Source organism: Cellulomonas alba, from assembly GCF_030362835.1.
Lineage (GTDB): Bacteria > Actinomycetota > Actinomycetes > Actinomycetales > Cellulomonadaceae > Cellulomonas > Cellulomonas alba.
The window spans coordinates 2,404,756-2,421,756 of record NZ_JAUCGQ010000001.1 but is presented as its reverse complement, the minus strand read 5'-3'; the positions used below and the strand labels follow the sequence as shown (position 1 = coordinate 2,421,756).

Genomic DNA, 17,001 nt, shown 5'->3' with positions numbered 1-17,001 from the left:
GTACGACGTCCGACGGTGCCCAGCTGATCGGTCGCCGCCTGGGCGAACCCCGACAGCGGCGTCGAGGGTCGTCGTGCGGCGCGATGGCGGGCGCGAGTGGTGCTCACGGTCAACGCAGGGCCTCTCCGGTCGCCTACGAGGTGAGCTGTCGGGTTCGGGTGGGAGAACACCCGGCCGGGACGGACGAGCCGTTCCGACTTCACCCCAAGGGCACCTTTCGGTGCCCGAAATTGGGTCCCCCGCCCCTGCCGGCGGTGTCAACGGCCTCTCGCGGCGGCAGGGTTCGGCGTTCCGCTCGAGGGCTTCTCAGCTGAGGGTTCCGAGAAGCAAGGCCGACCGTACCCGACCCCCAGGACCATTGTCACGCTCCGATCACGACGCGGATCCCTCGTGTTGGACAAGCGACTTGCAGACCGACGAGGCGCCGTCGTGTGACCTGCGGCGATGCTGGTCCTGGGCCCGATAACGGTGTCGAGCGGTTCACCCGGCGGCCATGGCGAAGGTCACGGCCGCGTGTCCGGATCGCCGGGAAGACGCCGGGAAGTCGTCGGGAAGGACCCCGGACGAGGCCGGGGCGCCACCTGGGCGGCACCCGGACGACACCTGCGAGCCTGGACGGCGGCAAACTGCTCAGGTGGCAGCAGGCTGCTCAGATGGCGGCAGGCGTGCTCAGACCGCGACGAAGATGTGCCGCGCGACCTCGTCGGGCAGGTCGAGCACGGACTCCCCGCCCGGCACGCCGATCGTCATCTGCCCGTCGCCGCGCTCGACCACGAGCTCGCCGCCCGGCCGGACGCCGACCTCGGCGAGGCGCGTCAGCAGCTCGACGTCCACCTGGAGCGGCTCGGCGATGCGGACCACGGTCACCTTGCCGTCCGGCACGGCGCGGCCCTCAGTGACCAGCGGCACGACGCCGTCGAGGAACCCGACCCGCGTCGTCTCCTCGCCGAGCTCCGAGAGGCCGGGGATCGGGTTGCCGTACGGGTCGAAGTGCGGGTGGTCGAGCAGGGCCGCGAGGCGCTTCTCGACGCGCTCGCTCATCACGTGCTCCCACCGGCACGCCTCCTCGTGGACGTACGGCCACTCGAGGCCGACGACGTCGGTGAGGAGCCGCTCGGCGAGGCGGTGCTTGCGCATGACGCGGGTCGCCTTGGCGTACCCGACGTCGGTGAGCTCGAGGTGGCGGTCGCCGGTGACGACCACGAGCCCGTCGCGCTCCATCCGGGCGACGGTCTGGCTGACCGTGGGGCCGGAGTGACCGAGACGCTCCGCGATCCGGGCACGCAGCGGCGTGATGCCCTCTTCGGTGAGCTCGTAGATCGTCTTGAGGTACATCTCCGTCGTATCGATCAGGTCGCTCACTGCCGTCCTCCACTACTGTCCGCGTCCGCCGCGGCGCGGGCGGTGAAAGCCTAGTCGGGGCGGAGAGCGGACGGCCTATCCTTCCCGCGTGACTGCCGCACCGTTCGAGTCGATCACCATCCCCGCCGACCTGCTGCCGCGCGACGGTCGGTTCGGCTCCGGGCCGTCGAAGGTGCGCCTCGAGCAGGTCGACGCGCTCTCGGCCGTCGGCCGGTCGCTGCTCGGCACGTCCCACCGGCAGGCGCCGGTGCGCGGGCTGGTCGGGCGGGTCCGGGCCGGCCTCGCGGAGCTGTTCGGCGCGCCCGACGGGTACGAGGTGGTGCTGGGCAACGGCGGCTCGACCCTGTTCTGGGACGTCGCCACGCTGTGCCTGGTCGAGAAGCGCTCGGCGCACGCGAGCTTCGGCGAGTTCGGCGCGAAGTTCGCCGCCGCTGCCGACAGGGCGCCCTTCCTCGACGCGCCCGTCGTCACGACCGTGCCCGCCGGGCAGTCGGCGGTGCCGGAGCGCGTGGCGGGCGTCGACGTCTACGCGTGGCCCCACAACGAGACCTCCACCGGCGCCGTCGCCCCCGTGCGTCGGGTGCCGGGTTCGAAGGACGACGGGGCGCTCGTCGTGGTCGACGGGACGTCGGGCGCCGGCGGCCTGGCGGTCGACGTCGCGCAGACCGATGCGTACTACTTCGCGCCGCAGAAGTCGTTCGCGTCGGACGGCGGGCTGTGGCTCGCGCTGCTCTCCCCCGCGGCGGTCGAGCGGGCCGAGCGCGTCGAGGCGTCGCGCTGGGTGCCGGAGTCGCTGTCGCTCACCACCGCCGTCGCCAACTCACGGCTCGACCAGACGCTGAACACCCCGGCGATCGCGACGCTCGTGCTGCTCGCGGAGCAGCTCGACTGGATCCTCGCGTCCGGCGGCCTCGACTGGGCCGCAGCCCGCACCGCGACGTCGGCCGGGCACCTCTACGGCTGGGCCGACTCGCGCGACTGGACGTCGCCGTTCGTCACCGACCCGGCGGTGCGCTCGAACGTCGTGGGCACCATCGACTTCGAGCCCGAGGTCGAGGCGGCCACGGTGGCCAAGGTGCTGCGGCGCCACGGCGTCGTCGACGTCGAGCCGTACCGCAAGCTCGGCCGCAACCAGCTGCGCGTCGCGATGTACCCCGCGGTCGACCCGGAGGACGTGCTCGCGCTCACCGCGTGCATCGACCACGTGGTCGAGCGGCTCAGCTAGTCCGCGAGCGCGACGACGGCCGGACGCCCGGTGCCCCCAGGGTGGGGCACCGGGCGTCCTGGTCTGCGGGAGGTGTCGGCGTCAGCGCGTGTGGTGACGACGGCGGGTGACGACGGCCAGCGTCACGGCGACCGCACCGGCCAGCACGAGCCCGAGGGCCGCGAGGGTGATCGGCTTGGCGTCGTTCGAGCCGGTCGCGGCGAGCACGCCGCTCGTCGGCCCGTCGGTCGGGTTGTCGTCGAGCACCTGGCTCCCCGGCGGGTTGGCGCTGCAGGTCGGCGTGGCGGGCGGGTAGCCGACCGTCACGGTCGCCTCCGGGTTCACCTTGAACAGGACCTGGACGCTCGGGCGGACCCAGTCGAACTCGTCGCCCTGCACCCACGTGCCGTCCGACAGCTGACGCCAGCCGGGCCAGTCGAGCGGGTTGCCCTGCGCGTCGACCACGGCTCCGGGCCACAGCACCCGGCCCGTCAGCGGCAGGTTGGCGTACACGACGCTCTGGCCGGTCGGGTTGATCCACGTGATCGTGACGGTCGTGTTCGGCGAGCCGGTCGCCGTCACGGCGTACGAGAGGTAGGGGACGTCGTTGTCGCAGATGGGCTCGAGCACGTTGACGCTCAGCTGGCAGGGCAGCGGTGCCCCGTAGCTGTCCGTCGCGCCGAGGCAGCCGAACTGCGGCTCGGACGTCGCTGACACGGTCGCACCCTGGGTCGAGCCGTCCGAGCTGTCGGCCGCGAGCGAGGGCGCCGCGACGAACAAGCCAACGAGAACGGTGACCAGCGCGGCGAGCGCGCCCCGCCGGAATCTGGCCATGATGAGCTCCTTGCGTGATCAGAAGTCGGACATTTCCCCACGATCATCCCTTATCGGGCGACGCGCTCGGTGCGTCCAGCCGGGTGATTTCGCGGGTCTCAGCCGGTTTCAGCCGCACGTGGCGTGCACGTGGCCCGGGCTCGTGAGCGTCGGGGTGGTCCACACGTCGACGGCGCCGTTCCGGACGGGGACGGTGAACGTGTAGACCGCGCTGCCACCCGGCTTGAGCAGGGACGACGCGCTCTGCACCTGGCGGCCGTTCGCCGTGCCGGTGACGCCGGAGACGAACCCGTCGCCGACGCGCAGCTCCGGGCGCGGCGCGCCCTGCGGTGCGTACACGCTGACCCGCGTCGCCAGGTCCCCCACGGGCACCACGTGCGGGCCGGTCACGTACTCCGGGAACGTCGTCACGTTCGCCGGCGGGTGGTAGTCGAGCGAGACGCGCACCGTCGCGCCGGGGTCGGCGCCGGTGCACCTCAGGTCGGTGATCGAGTAGCGCGTCGTCAGGTAGTAGTCGAGCTTGCCCGCGGTGGCGTCGTCGAGGAACACGCCCGCGTCGTCGCCGTGCGGGCCGGTGAGGAACGCGGCACCGACGGTGGTGCCGACCAGGCGGCGCTGCTCGTCGGCGTGCGCCGACCAGATGCGCAGACGCCCCTCGGAGCCCGCGCGTCCCAGGGCGTCGACGACGCCACGCTGGTCGCCGCCCTGGCCCGCGCCGACCGCGCGGAAGATCGCGGTCGCGACCTTCGCGTAGAACCGGTCGTTGGCGGCGGGGTCGGGTGTCGTCAGGTACGAGTCGTGAAGCACGGCCGGCAGGAGGGTGCCCGCCGTCAGCGTCGGTCCCTTCTTGACGTGCACCGCGCCGATGACGTCCAGCAGGTACTTGGCCGCCACGGGGTCGGTCGCGATGACGCCGTCGACCTTGCTGCCGGCCGCGAGCTCCCACCGCGCGACGAGCAGCTGCGCGGCCCGCGGGAAGTCGGGCGTCAGCAGCGCGTCCTGCACGTAGCGGCCCAGCAGGTCCGTGTGGAGCGTGAGCTCCTCGGCGGTCAGCGGCAGGACCGGCGTCGCGAGGTGCGGCAGGTCGATCGTCGAGCGCTGGTCCGTGAGGTCGAGCGCACCGTCGTTCGCGTGCAGCAGCGCGAACGCACCGGGGATGCCGCCGGGCGTCCGGAGCTCGGCCGAGTTCAGCGAGACGAGCAGGTAGCTGCGCGGCCCGTCGGCGCCGAGCATCGCGGGCACGAGCGTGATGACCTGGTCGCCCGTGGCGAGCTGGCGCGCGACCTTGTGCACCGCGTCCCGCGCCTCGTCGACCGGACTCGCGAGCGGCGAGAGGAGCCTGCCCGTGTCGATCGTCGCGAGCGTCGCGTCCGCGCGTGCCGCGCCGACCGCCGCCGCGTGCACGTCCGGCGCGGCCGCCTCGATCGGGCCGAGCGCGATCCGTCCGTCGGCGCCGGGCTCGCGCTGGGCCGCGGCGATGTCGTCGATCCGGTTCACCGCGGGGATCGCCGAGCGCGCCAGGTCGTCGAGCGCGACCGACGTCGTGCGCACCGCGCGCAGGTCGTCCCCGATCCACGGCAGGTGGCCGGCGAGCGCCCAGACGGGGTCCGCGGTGGCGCGACGGGCCTTGTCCAGCGACGCCTGGGCGGCCGGCAGCTCGGCCCGCACCTGCGCCGTGCCGCCCGTGCCCGCCTCGGCCTGCACGTGCTTGACGACCGACCGCGCGTCGAGCAGCGCGGTGCTCGCCTGCCACGCGCGGAACGCGAGCCAGCAGCCCGCGGCGACGACCACGAGGACCGTGACGAGCAGCGTGCGGACGACGATGCGGCCCGTGCGGTGGGGGCGACGCGCGGCGGCGGCGTCCTGGCCGGCGCGGGTCGCGCGTGGTCGTCCGCGGGCGGCGTCCTGGCCGGCCGCCGCGTCGGGCTCGGCGGCGCGCTCGTGCGCGCCATCGGGGTGGCCCGACGTGGTCGGCTCGACGGGGGCGCTCATCGGACGATCGTGACATCTCGGACACCGGGTGCGGCACGAGGTCGACCGGATTCACCCGGGTGGTCGCGCTCGGCCGGGTGACGCGCTCCGTCCGGCGTCAGGCAGCGGACTGCGTGTCCGCCGCCTCCTGCGCGCCCAGCCGGCCGGCGGTCTGGACGCGCGCCGAGCCGAGGCCCGGCGTCAGGTGCACGACCTCGATGTAGGGCCGGCTCGCCACGTGGTACCGGACCCGCACGTTCCACCGGCGCTGCGCCCACAGCCCGGCACCGGCGGCCACGAGCAGCGCGGTGATCGAGCCGATGCCGACCGCCCAGCGCGGACCGAACTGCGAGCCGATCCAGCCGACGATCGGGGAACCGATCGGCGTCGCGCCCTGGAACACGATCATGTACAGCGCCATCACGCGCCCGCGCACCGCGGGGTCGGTGCTCATCTGGATGGTCGAGTTGGCGGCCGTCATCATCGTCAGCGACGACAGGCCGACGAGGATGCTCGCCGCCGCGTACGACTGGAAGCTCGGCATCAGCGCCATCACGCCGCTCGTGACGCCGAACGCGGCGGCCGCCCCGATGACGAGCCGCACCCGCGGGCGCTCGCGCCGCGCCGCCAGCAGCGCGCCCGCGAGCGAGCCGATCGCCATCACGGAGCCGAGCAGCCCGTACTCCCCCGCGCCGCGGCCGAACACCTGGCTCGCCATCATGGCGCTCGTCAGCTGGAAGTTGAGGCCGAACGTCGACACGACGCCGACGACCACCATGATCACGACGATGTCGCTGCGGCGGCGCACGTACGCGACGCCCTCGCGGATCTGCCGCTTGCGGCGCGGCGCGTGCGGCATGCGGTTCAGCTCGGAGCTGCGCATCCGCGTCAGCGAGAAGATGGTCGCGCCGAAGCTGAGGGCGTTGATGACGAACAGCCAGCCGGTGCCGACCGCGGCGATGAGCACGCCCGCGACCGCGGGACCGATGAGGCGCGCGGCGTTGAACGACGCGCTGTTGAGGCCGACGGCGTTCGAGAGCTTGCCGGCGGGCACGAGCTCCGCGACGAACGTCTGCCGGACCGGCGCGTCGATCGCGGTGACGCAGCCGAGCAGGCCGGCGAACACGTAGACCTGCCAGAGCTGCGCGTGCCCGGCCAGCACGAGCACGCCGAGGCCAGCCGCCAGCACACCCTGCGCGACCTGCGTCAGCATCAGGAGCTTGCGCCGGTCGAACCGGTCCGCGAGCAGGCCCGCCCACGCCGACAGGAACAGCACCGGCGCGAACTGCAGCGCGGTGGTGACGCCGACGGCGACCCCCGACCCGTGCGTGAGCTGCGTCAGGACCAGCCAGTCCTGCGCGACACGCTGCATCCACGTCCCGACGTTGGCCACGAGTGCACCGGCGAACCAGAGGCGGTAGTTCCGGTACTGCAACGACGAGAAGGTGGGACTCACGAGTCGGCGATCCTCCGGAGGAGCTCGGTGGCCTCGGCGAGCGTCGCGCGTTCGTCGGGGGTCATGGTGGACAGCTGCTTGGTCAGCCAGGCGTCGCGGCGGCGCCGCGTCTCGCGGACCTCGGCCTTGCCGGCCTCGGTGAGGCTGACGACAACCTGGCGGCCGTCGGTCGGGTGCTCGTCCTTGGCGACGAGGCCCAGCTCGACGAGGCCGTTGACCGTGCGCGTCATGGACGGCGGCTGGATCCGCTCGAGGTCGGCCAGCTGGCCGGGGGTCATAGGGCCCCGCTTCGTCAGCCAGACGAGGACCGTGTACTGCGGGTCCGACAGCCCCACGTCTCCGCGCTGCGACCGGATGCGCCGCGCGGCCAGCATGATCGCCGCGCGCAGCTCGCCGGCGAGAGCGGGTCGAGTGGTCATGACACTGACCCTAACTCATTACCTTGCGTAATGATTCCGGGTTCCGCGTGCTGGTCGCGGGCACGCGTCAAGGCCCGAGGAACACCTGCGAGCAGAGCATCTGGTCGCCGTCCAGGCGGCAGCCGACTCCGATCTCGTGGTACGTCGGGTCGAGGAGGTTCGACCGGTGGCCGGGCGACTGCAGCCACGCCTTCACGACGTCGTCCGGCGTCGCGGCCGCGCGCGCGAGGTTCTCGCCCGCCTCCGCGACGCCGCACGCCGTCATGACCGGCTCCATGGGCGCGTGCTCCAGCGGCTTGCCGCCCGCGAGCGCGTCGGCACGGACGTCCGCCTGGACGGTGGCGCACGCGGAGATCGGCAGGGCTGCCACCCCCTCGCGGGCGCGCTCGGCGTTCGTCAGCGCGACCAGGCGGGCGGCGTAACGCACCGGGTCCGCGCCCGCGGTCGACCACGGCGTCAGGCTCGGCGAGGCGGCGGCGTCGGGGTGCGAGCGGTCGACGAACGCGAGCGCGAGGGCGAGCACGGCGAGCGCTGCGCCGACGACGAGCAGGCCGACGCCGAACAGGCGCGACCGGCGCCGCGGCGGATGCACGGGCTCCGGCGGCCCGGCGTCCGCCGCCCCCCCGCGGACCGCGCCGTCCGTCACCGCCGCCGCCCGCGGCTCACGGACGGCCGAGCGCCCGGTACGTCCAGCCCGCCGCGCGCCACGCCGCCGGGTCGAGCACGTTGCGGCCGTCGAGCATCCGGCGGTGCGCGACGACCTCGCCCAGGGCAGCCGGGTCGAGCTCGCGGTACTCCGGCCACTCGGTCGCGAGGAGAACCACGTCGGCGTCCCGCGCCGCCTCGACGGCCGACGACGCGAACCGCAGGTCCGGCCACTTGGCGCGCGCGTTCTCGATCGCCTGCGGGTCCGTCACGGTCACGTGGGCGCCCTGCAGCTGCATCTGCGCCGCCACCGACAGCGCCGGCGAGTCGCGGATGTCGTCCGAGTCCGGCTTGAACGCCGCCCCCAGCACCGCGATGCGGCGCCCGACGATCGAGCCGTCGCACACCTCGCGGGCCAGGTCGACGACGCGCACGCGACGGCGCAGGTTGATCGAGTCGATCTCGCGCAGGAAGCCGAGCGCGTCGCTGACGCCCAGCTCGCCCGCGCGCGCCATGAACGCCCGGATGTCCTTCGGCAGGCAGCCGCCGCCGAACCCGAGCCCGGCGTTGAGGAACCGCCGGCCGATGCGCGCGTCGTAGCCGATCGCGTCGGCGAGCCGCGTCACGTCGGCGCCGGTCGCCTCGCACAGCTCGGCCATCGCGTTGATGAAGCTGATCTTGGTGGCAAGGAACGAGTTGGCCGCGACCTTGACGAGCTGCGCGGTCGCGTAGTCCGTCACGACCAGCGGCGTGTCGTCCGCGAGCGGGGCCGCGTACACCTCGTCGAGCACCTTGCGCGCGGCCTCGCCCTCGGGTGTCGCGACGCCGAGGTCGTCCGTCGGCAGCCCGTACACGAGGCGGTCGGGGTGCAGCGTGTCCTGCACCGCGAAGCCCTCGCGGAGGAACTCGGGGTTCCAGACGAGCGTCGCGCCCGTCGACGTGAGCTGCTCGGCGAGCCGCTCCGCCGTGCCGACCGGCACCGTCGACTTGCCGGCCACGACGTCGCCGGGCCGCAGGTGCGGCAGGAGGCCCGCCGTCGCCGCCTCGACGTACGTGAGGTCCGCCCGGAACTCGCCGTGCATCTGCGGCGTCCCGACGCAGATGAAGTGGACGTCCGCGCCCGCCGCGTCGGCGAGGTCGGTGCTGAACGTCAGCCGGCCCGTCGCGCCGACCTCGACGAGGAGCTCGGGCAGGCCGGGCTCGTAGAACGGCGCGCGACCGGCGGCCAACGCCTCGACCTTCGCGGCGTCGACGTCGATGCCGACCACGTCGTGGCCGAGCGACGCCATCGCCGCGGCGTGGACCGCACCCAGGTACCCGCACCCGATCACGCTGACGCGCACGACTGACTCCTTCGCTGGTCGAGACGCCGCGAGCCTACCGGCGTGCTCCCAGGCCGAGGCGGGTCGGGAGGCTGAGGGGCGGGACGGAACTCTTCCGGTGCGCCGGCGCGCGACTCGTCGCCGGCACGGGGCGAACGTCAAGCCCAGCGCTGCTGCCGTCCGGAGGACGGGTCAGTACGCGCCTTCGGCCGCGAACATCGCCTTCACGGTCCGCGCCATGATCAGGAGGTCGCCGAAGAGCGTCCAGTTCTCGACGTAGCGCACGTCGAGGCGGATCGCCTCGTCGGGCGGCAGGTCGCTGCGGCCCGAGACCTGCCACAGGCCCGTGAGGCCCGGCTTGACGAGCAGGCGGCGGGACGCGCGGCGGTCGTAGAGCGCGACCTCGGCGTCGATCTGCGGCCGCGGGCCGACGAGGCTCATCGTGCCGTTGAGCACGTTGAGGAGCTGCGGGAGCTCGTCGAGCGAGTAGCGGCGCAGGACGCGCCCGACCTTCGTCACGCGCGGGTCGTTCTTGGGCTTGTAGAACAGGCCGAGGCTGTCCGCGCCTTCGGCGGCAAGCACCGCCTCGAGCATCGAGTGCGCGTCGCGGCGCATCGAGCGGAACTTCACCATGCCGAAGTGGCGGCCGTCCTTGCCGACCCGCTCCTGGCGGTAGAAGACCGGACCCGGGCTCGTGGCCTTGACCAGCACGGCGATCGTGATCAGCAACGGAGAGATCACGACCGTGATCGCCAGGGCCGTGACCCAGTCGAAGGCTGACTTCAGCACGTAGCGGCCGCCGGAGAACCGCGGCTCGTCGACGTACATCAGCGGCAGGTCGTTGACGGGGGACAGCATCACGCGGGGGCCGGCCACGTCGAGGAGCGCGAGCGTCAGCGCCAGGTCGATCCCGGTGCCCTCGAGGTCCCAGCCGAGCTGGCGCACCGCCTCGGACGTCACCGCGTCCGAGCCGCTGACGGCGACGGCCGCTGCGCCGACGTCGACGGCGGCGTGCGCCGCGTCGTTCATCGACCCGAGGACAGGGACGCCGTGGATGCGCTCGTTGGGTGCGACCTCACCTTCGGGCACGCACACGCCGACCACCGTGTACCCGGAGTGGGGGGCGTGGTTGAGCTCCTCGATGAGCCGAGCGGCCTTGGCACGATGGCCGATGACGACGATGCCCGACCGGAACTCTCCCTGGTCGCGCATGCGCCGGAGCCACCGACGCCAGGCCGCGCGGCCGGTGAGGAGCAGTGCGAGGCCGAGCGGTGCGGCGATCGCGAGGTACCCGCGCCCGATCTGCATCTTGAGCATGTACGCCGCGATCGCGACGAGCGCGAAGAGCCGCCACGTCGCCGTGAACACCCGCTGGTACTCGCCGGGACCTGCGCCGACGACGCGACGATCGCGGCTGCGCACGACCGCCAACGCCACGAGCCAGGCGACCGCGAGGCCGACCGAGAGCGACAGGTAGGACGGCGCGAAGTCGCCCGCGACCACGGTGCCGCGGCTCGGGTCGAACCGCACGACGTACGCGACCACCATCGCGAACACGACGCAGACGGCATCGCTCACAGCGATCCGGCTGGCGTAGGACGACGCCCAGGACGCCCCAGCGGGTCGTCGTGCGCCCGACGTCACGATCGTGTCGTGGTCGTGGTGGACCTGGGTCATGCGAGTGCCCCTCGAAGTGCCGGCGGCCGCCCTCCCCTGACTGTCGCCGATGAACGCAGGGTACCGATAACCAATGGCTCGCCACGACCTCGGGGTGGGAATTGCGTAACGCTGCACCAAAATGGGGGAAATCGATGTTCGAGGCGTGAGACGCCTTGCCCCTCACTGCCCCGCGCGGCCTCGCCACGAGCCGCGCGGTCGGCCACCCCGGTCGAGCGAACGGCCGACGGCCACCTGCTCCGTCGGCCGGGGATCCCGCCGTGGACGACGTTCGCAGGGCGGTCGAAAGGCGGCTCGGCACGCTCGCCAGCTGCCCTCCGGTCGGGTGTCGCAGGCCTGGAGTTGGGCAAACGCCCAGGTCGCGGAGCGGCCATCGGCGCCAGCCGCCGAGCAGAACGCGGGCATAGTTGGGCAATTGTCCAGGCAATGGGCCGCCCTCGAGACGCAGTTCCAGGCGCCATTTGGCCAGGTCACACCCGTGTGATTGTCCAGTAAGAAACGATTGTGACCAGCATTTGGTCCGCACCTGGCGTCCACCTCCGGGTGCGGAGCACGATCGGTGACGCATCGGTCAAACCGGAGCATTCCCTGAACCTACGGACACGGGAGCCCGCATGTTTCGACGCACCCTGACCGCCCTCGCGGTCGCTGTCGGCGTCGCCGCCGGCGCCACCCTCGCGACTCCTGCCCTCGCGGCGGGACCGCCCGTCGTCACGCAGTCCAGCGCGACTCCCGCGCACCACCACCATCACCACCACCATCCGCACCCGCGTCCGCCGTACCCGGCGAGCGTGCCGACCTTCACGGCGGTGTGGGCCCCGCCCACCTCGGGCAACAGACCGGCGCAGGTGTTCGTCTCCGTCTTCTCGGGCGCGGGGACGCCGAGCGGCCTCGTCACGATCACCGTCGCCGGTCGGACGCAGACGCTCGCGCTCCACCACGGCGGGGCGACGGCACGCATCCGCGGCCTCGCGCCCGGGACGTACCCGGTGAGCGTCCGCTACACGCCGACCGCGGGCTCGCGGTGGAAGGCGAGCTCCGGCTCGGCGACGCTGTTCGTGCTCGCGACGCAGACCCGCACGCACGTGAACGCGCCGCCCATCCGGGTCGGTCAGGTCGCCGCGATCACCGCCCGCGTCACCGCGCAGGGACCGGCGAGGCCCGAGGGCTCCGTCAGGTTCACGGTCGGCGGTCGAACGCTCGTCGCGACGCTCCACCACGGCGCCGCCACCGTCTCGGTACCGGGCCTGCGCGCCGGCACCTACCTCGTCACCGCGACGTTCACCCCGTCGAGCACCGGGCTGCTCGGGAGCTCCGACCAGACGACGCTCACCGTCCGTCAGCACTCCGGGGGCCCGCACGGCGTGAGCTTCCGCCCTGGCTCGTGGCACTCCGCCCTCGGCTGGGGTCTCGGCGGCCGCTCGGGCTACGTCTGGTTCGCCTGACCGCGCCCGTCCGACGCGTCTGACCGATGCACACGACGGCGAGGCCCCGTCCGCTCCACAGGGACGGGGCCTCGCCGTTGTCGCGTGCGCTCGGCGCGTCAGATCCCGAGCGCGTCCTTGATCGGACCGAGCAGGAAGTACACGACGAACAGCACCGAGATGATCCACATCAGCGGGTGCACGAGCTTCGCCTTGCCGAGCGCCAGCTTGATCACGACGAACGTGATGATGCCCGCGCCCATGCCGGCCGTGATCGAGTACGTGAACGGCATGATCACGATCGTCAGGAACGCCGGGATGGCGACCTCGTAGTTGCGCCAGTTGATGCCCGCCACCTGCATGACCATGAGGAAGCCGACGACGACCAGGGCCGGCGTCGCGGCCTCCGAGGGCACGAGCTCCACGAGCGGCGCGAGGAACGTCGCGAGCAGGAAGCAGATGCCGGTCGTCACGGCCGCGAGGCCCGTGCGCGCACCGTCTCCGACGCCCGAGGCGGACTCGATGTACGCGGTGTTGGACGAGACGCTCGCCGCACCACCAGCCGCCGCGGCGACGGAGTCGACGATCAGGATCTGGCGCGTCCGCGGCGGGTTGCCGTCCTTGTCGAGCAGGCCGGCCTCGCCGCCGATGGCGACCATCGTGCCCATCGTGTCGAAGAAGTCGGCGAGCATCAGCGAGAACACGAGCAGGATGACGGCGAGCACGCCGATCTGACGGATGCCGCCCAGCAGCGAGAAGTGGCCGACGATGCTGAAGTCGGGGGTCTGGACGAGGTGGCCGAAGCCGGGGAACTTCGGGACGTTGAGCATCCAGCCGCCGGGGTTCTTGTCCCCGTGCGCCCCGATCGCGCCGATGGCCTCGACGATCAGCGCCAGCACCGTGACGCCGATGATCGAGATGAGGATCGCGCCCTTCACCTTGCGGACCATCAGCACGATCGTCAGCAGCAGGCCGACCACGAACACGAGGAGGGGCCAGCTGCCGAGCGATCCGTTGATGCCGAGCTGGACGGGGGTCCCGGCCCCGGCGCGCACGAAGCCCGAGTCGACGAACCCGATGAAGGCGATGAACAGACCGATGCCGACACTGATCGCCGTCTTGAGCTCGATCGGGACGGCCTTGAACACGGCCTCCCGGAACCCGGTCAGGACGAGCACGAGGATGAACAGGCCCTCGAGCACGACGAGGCCCATCGCGTCCTGCCAGCTCATGCCCGGCAGCGCGGCGATCGAGTAGGCGACCACGGCGTTGAGGCCGAGGCCGGCGGCGAGCGCGAGCGGGAAGTTCGCGACGACGCCCATGAGGATGGACATGACGCCCGCGACGAGCGCCGTCGTGGCCGCGATGACGGCGAGGTCGCCGTTCGCCAGGAAGTTGCCCTGGCCGTCCTTGACCGTGCCGATGATCAGCGGGTTGAGCACGATGATGTAGCACATCGTGAAGAACGTGACGAGGCCGCCGCGGATCTCCGTGCCGATCGTCGAGCCGCGCTCGCTGATCTTGAAGAACCGGTCCAGCGGGTTCTGAGGGGTGGGGGCCGGGCGTGTGGCCTCGGCCTGCGAGGTCGCAGTCATGCGCGCAGTGTGACAGAACGGTGTTGCTTCGGTGCGCATGGGCGCGTCACTTACCCTGTGCGGCGTTCGCCCGGACGGTCCGGCGTGACCGAGCCGCCCGGGAGGGCACAGTGACGACCCCTGACGACGTCCGCACGGACGCCGACGAGGCGCGCGCCGACGGCCCCGAGCACCCCCGCCGGCAGCGGTCGCGCGGGCGTCGGATCGCGCTCCTGTGCGTGGCCGGCGTCCTGCTCGTCGGCGTCGTGCTCGCCGGCTGGGCCGCGGTGGAGGCGGTGCGACTGCGGTCCGCGCTGACCTCCGCGGCCGACGACCTGACGCAGCTCAGGGACGACGCGACGTCCGGCGACCTCGACGCCGCGCAGGCCCTGCTGCCGCGCGCGCAGGAGCACGCGGCGACGGCCGACGCGGCGGCGCACTCGGTGCCGCTACGCCTCGCACGCGCGCTGCCGCCGGTGCACGCCGACCTGTCCGCGGTCGCGGCGATGGCGTCGACCGCGCACGGGCTCACCACCGACGCGCTGCCGCCGCTCGTCGACGCGCTGCGCGTCGTCTCCCCCGACCGGCTGCTCGACGACCAAGGCCGGGTCGACATCGACGCGCTCGCGAAGGTCGCGCCCGGCGTCCGGTCCGCCGACGCGAGCATCGTCGCGGCCCAGCGCGACCTCGCGGGCCTCGAGCGGAGCCGCGGCGACCTGCACGCGCCCGTCGCGGACGCCGTCGACCGGCTCGACCGCGCACTGACCTCGGTCCGCGCGCAGACCCGCACGGCCGCGCGCGCGGCAGCGCTCCTGCCGCCGATGCTCGGCGCGGACGGGCCGCGGAAGTACCTCGTCATGGTGCAGAACAACGCCGAGTTCCGGTCGACCGGCGGGATTGCCGGCGCCGTCCTGCTGGTCGAGGCCGACCACGGCGCGGTGTCCGTCAAGGAGCAGCGCAGCGAGAGCTCGCTGAACTCGCCCGACGGGACCCCGGTGGGCACGCTGACCGACGAGGAGAACACGCTCTTCGGCGCGCAGCCGGCGGTCTTCGCTCAGGACGTGAACCTGATCCCGGACTTCCCGCGCTCGGGCCAGCTGCTGAGCGCGCTGTGGAAGCGCGCGACGGGGGCCCAGGTCGATGGCGTCCTGTCCGTGGACCCCGTCGTGCTCGGGAAGGTCCTGCGCGCCACGGGACCGGTCGCCGTCGCCGGCGAGCGGCTCACGTCCGCCAACGCGGCGCAGGTGCTGCTGCACGACATCTACCTCAAGACCAACGACCCGGCCGCGCAGGACGCGTTCTTCGCCGCCACGGCGCGCGCCGTCTTCGACCACCTGCTCGCCGCGGGAACGCCGAAGACCGGCGTCGTCGACGCGCTCGCCGCCTCCGCCAGGGAGGGCCGGGTCATGGTGTGGTCCGCGCACGAGGACGACCAGAAGCAGCTGACCGGCACGGTGATCTCGGGCGACCTCGTCGGCCACGACGGCAGCTCGCCGGTCGTCGGCGTCTACCTGGACGACGGGAGCGCGGCGAAGATGTCGTGGTTCGTCGACTCGACGATCGAGGTGCGGCGGACCGCCGACGAGATCGTCACGACGCTGACGCTCAAGAACACCGCGCCGGCCGGCGGCAAGGGCCTCCCGTCGTACATGACGGGCGGGATGCTGACGCCCGGGGACGTCCGGACCAACTACGACCTGTACGCCCCGACCGGCGGGAAGGTCACCTCCGTGACGATCGACGGCAAGAAGACGGACGTCTTCCACGCCACGTATCACGGGCTGGATGTCGCGGAATGGACCGCGGAGCTCGCGCCCGGCGCATCGGTGACCGTCGAGGCTCACATGTCGGTGAATCCTTCGTATTCGGGCAAACCGCACGTCAGAGCCACACCGGCGGCGCGGGGTCAGCACATTTCGGTCCATTCGGACGCCCAAAAGTAACGGTCCGGACCAAGGTTCGGTACCGCCTAGGATCTGCGCCACTTTCCGTGCACTATGTGCGCGGAGCATCGGCCCGGCCGGCGCATTCCCGTCAGCAGTCCTGGAAAGGAAAAAGCGTGTTTCGACGTTCTCTGACCGCTCTCGCGGTCGCCGTGGGCGTGGCCGGCAGCGCCACGATCGCGGCACCCGCGTTCGCGGCCTACCCGGCCAGCGTGCCGACCGTGACCTCCGTCTCCGCCCCGAGCGCCGCCTACGGTGCGGCCGCGACCGTGTCCGTCGCGGTCTCGTCGGGCGCCGGCACCCCGACCGGCACCGCGACCGTCAAGGTCTCGGGCCGCACGGCCAGCCTCGCGCTGAAGTCGGGCAAGGCGTCGTACGCCGTGTCCGGCCTCGCGGTCGGCTCGTACGCCGTGTCCGTCTCCTACGCGCCGACGTCGGGCTCGCAGTGGAAGGCCAGCTCGGCCAGCACGACGCTCAAGGTCGTCGCGGCGAAGACGAGCACCAAGGTCTCCGCCGCCGGCATCACGGTCGGCTCGAAGGCGACCCTCAAGGCCTCCGTGGCGTCGAACGGTGCCGCCCCGTCGGGCAGCGTCAAGTTCGTGGTCAACGGCAAGGGCTACACCCGCACGGTCTCGGCCGGCGCCGCCGCGGTCTCCGTCTCGGGCCTGCCGGTCGGCACGTACACCGTGACGGCGACCTTCACCTCCTCGAAGGCGTCGGTCCTCGGCAGCTCGGCCAAGACGACGCTCAAGGTCGCCGCGAAGAAGACCTCGGTCTCGGTGACGAACGTCAGCGTCCGCAAGGGCCACCGCCCGACCGTCACGGCCAAGCCGTCGGTCACGGGCAACGTCACGCTCAAGGTGACCGGCCCGAACGGCTACAGCTCGTCGCGCACGGTCCGCATCACGGCCGGCCACTCGTACACCTTCTCGGTGGCGAAGTCGGTCACGGCCGCGGGCAAGTACAGCGTCAAGGTCTCGCTCAACCCGAGCAGCGACAACTACGCGAACTCGAGCAAGTCGGTCTCGGTCACCGTCAAGTGATCTGACAGCTCGAGCGGGCACGAACGGCCGCCTGACCCACGGGGTCGGGCGGCCGTTCGTGCCCGCTCGGGTTCGACCCCCTGCGGGGCGGTCCGCAACCCTGAGACGAGCGGCCCGTGGGCGCTCG

General features: G+C 72.6%; 13 protein-coding genes and 1 riboswitch. Of the genes, 4 read left to right on the top strand and 9 right to left on the bottom strand.

All coding sequences use genetic code 11. The features are described from left to right. Nucleotides 1-116: 116 nt before the first annotated feature. A riboswitch (cyclic di-AMP (ydaO/yuaA leader) is annotated at nt 117-299 on the bottom strand. A 370-nt stretch (nt 300-669) separates the two neighbouring features. Then, on the bottom strand, nt 670-1,362 hold the full coding sequence (locus QRT04_RS11065) for a metal-dependent transcriptional regulator (protein WP_289455294.1): 693 nt from the start codon (nt 1,360-1,362) through the stop codon (nt 670-672). Nucleotides 1,363-1,450: 88 nt separating this feature from the next. Between QRT04_RS11065 and serC the strand changes: the two genes are divergently transcribed. After that, nucleotides 1,451-2,587, top strand: coding sequence for a phosphoserine transaminase (gene serC, locus QRT04_RS11060; protein ID WP_289455293.1), 1,137 nt, complete (start codon nt 1,451-1,453; stop codon nt 2,585-2,587). Between the two features lie 81 nt (nt 2,588-2,668). Here the strand turns inward: serC and QRT04_RS11055 are convergent, their stop codons facing one another. From QRT04_RS11055 to QRT04_RS11025, 7 genes are all read right to left on the bottom strand, one after another. Next, nucleotides 2,669-3,400 (bottom strand): peptidase, encoded by a 732-nt coding sequence (locus QRT04_RS11055; protein ID WP_289455292.1) that lies wholly within the window; start codon nt 3,398-3,400, stop codon nt 2,669-2,671. A 108-nt stretch (nt 3,401-3,508) separates the two neighbouring features. Then, on the bottom strand, nt 3,509-5,392 hold the full coding sequence (locus QRT04_RS11050) for a DUF4012 domain-containing protein (protein WP_289455291.1): 1,884 nt from the start codon (nt 5,390-5,392) through the stop codon (nt 3,509-3,511). A 97-nt stretch (nt 5,393-5,489) separates the two neighbouring features. After that, a complete protein-coding gene (locus QRT04_RS11045; RefSeq protein ID WP_289455290.1) occupies nt 5,490-6,827 on the bottom strand; it encodes an MFS transporter in 1,338 nt (445 codons plus the stop codon). Continuing rightward, a complete protein-coding gene (locus QRT04_RS11040; RefSeq protein WP_289455289.1) occupies nt 6,824-7,246 on the bottom strand; it encodes a MarR family winged helix-turn-helix transcriptional regulator in 423 nt (140 codons plus the stop codon). Before QRT04_RS11040 ends, QRT04_RS11045 begins: the two co-directional genes overlap by 4 nt. A gap of 67 nt (nt 7,247-7,313) precedes the next feature. Next, the gene (locus QRT04_RS11035; protein WP_289455288.1) at nt 7,314-7,838 is read right to left on the bottom strand and encodes a CAP domain-containing protein; all 525 of its coding nucleotides are present in this window, start codon (nt 7,836-7,838) and stop codon (nt 7,314-7,316) included. 70 nt (nt 7,839-7,908) lie between these two features. Next, the gene (locus tag QRT04_RS11030) at nt 7,909-9,234 is read right to left on the bottom strand and encodes a UDP-glucose dehydrogenase family protein (protein ID WP_289455287.1); all 1,326 of its coding nucleotides are present in this window, start codon (nt 9,232-9,234) and stop codon (nt 7,909-7,911) included. Between the two features lie 171 nt (nt 9,235-9,405). Continuing rightward, nucleotides 9,406-10,890 (bottom strand): sugar transferase, encoded by a 1,485-nt coding sequence (locus QRT04_RS11025; protein WP_289455285.1) that lies wholly within the window; start codon nt 10,888-10,890, stop codon nt 9,406-9,408. Between the two features lie 614 nt (nt 10,891-11,504). On the opposite strand from QRT04_RS11025, the gene QRT04_RS11020 reads away from it, so the two are divergent. Next, entirely contained in the window at nt 11,505-12,335 is an 831-nt protein-coding gene (locus tag QRT04_RS11020; protein WP_289455284.1) for an Ig-like domain-containing protein, read from the top strand. A gap of 98 nt (nt 12,336-12,433) precedes the next feature. Here QRT04_RS11020 and QRT04_RS11015 read toward each other — a convergent pair whose 3' ends face one another. Then, nucleotides 12,434-13,909: an NCS2 family permease gene (locus tag QRT04_RS11015; protein ID WP_289455282.1), complete on the bottom strand. Its 1,476-nt coding sequence runs from the start codon at nt 13,907-13,909 to the stop codon at nt 12,434-12,436. A 110-nt stretch (nt 13,910-14,019) separates the two neighbouring features. Here QRT04_RS11015 and QRT04_RS11010 point away from each other — a divergent pair, with 110 nt between their 5' ends. Both QRT04_RS11010 and QRT04_RS11005 read left to right on the top strand, forming a co-directional pair. Further along, nucleotides 14,020-15,831 carry a DUF4012 domain-containing protein gene (locus QRT04_RS11010; protein WP_289455281.1) on the top strand — a complete coding sequence of 604 codons (1,812 nt, stop codon included), beginning with the start codon at nt 14,020-14,022 and terminating at the stop codon, nt 15,829-15,831. Nucleotides 15,832-15,947: 116 nt separating this feature from the next. Beyond that, nucleotides 15,948-16,874 carry an Ig-like domain repeat protein gene (locus QRT04_RS11005; RefSeq protein ID WP_289455280.1) on the top strand — a complete coding sequence of 309 codons (927 nt, stop codon included), beginning with the start codon at nt 15,948-15,950 and terminating at the stop codon, nt 16,872-16,874. Nucleotides 16,875-17,001: the final 127 nt, after the last annotated feature.

Bases quoted from the DNA above. Each gene is read 5' to 3' on its own strand.
- QRT04_RS11055 (WP_289455292.1), bottom strand. From the start codon at position 3,400: ATGGCCAGATTCCGGCGGGGCGCGCTCGCCGCGCTGGTCACCGTTCTC.
- QRT04_RS11050 (WP_289455291.1), bottom strand. From the start codon at position 5,392: ATGAGCGCCCCCGTCGAGCCGACCACGTCGGGCCACCCCGATGGCGCG.
- QRT04_RS11040 (WP_289455289.1), bottom strand. From the start codon at position 7,246: ATGACCACTCGACCCGCTCTCGCCGGCGAGCTGCGCGCGGCGATCATG.
- QRT04_RS11025 (WP_289455285.1), bottom strand. From the start codon at position 10,890: ATGACCCAGGTCCACCACGACCACGACACGATCGTGACGTCGGGCGCA.
- QRT04_RS11020 (WP_289455284.1), top strand. From the start codon at position 11,505: ATGTTTCGACGCACCCTGACCGCCCTCGCGGTCGCTGTCGGCGTCGCC.
- QRT04_RS11015 (WP_289455282.1), bottom strand. From the start codon at position 13,909: ATGACTGCGACCTCGCAGGCCGAGGCCACACGCCCGGCCCCCACCCCT.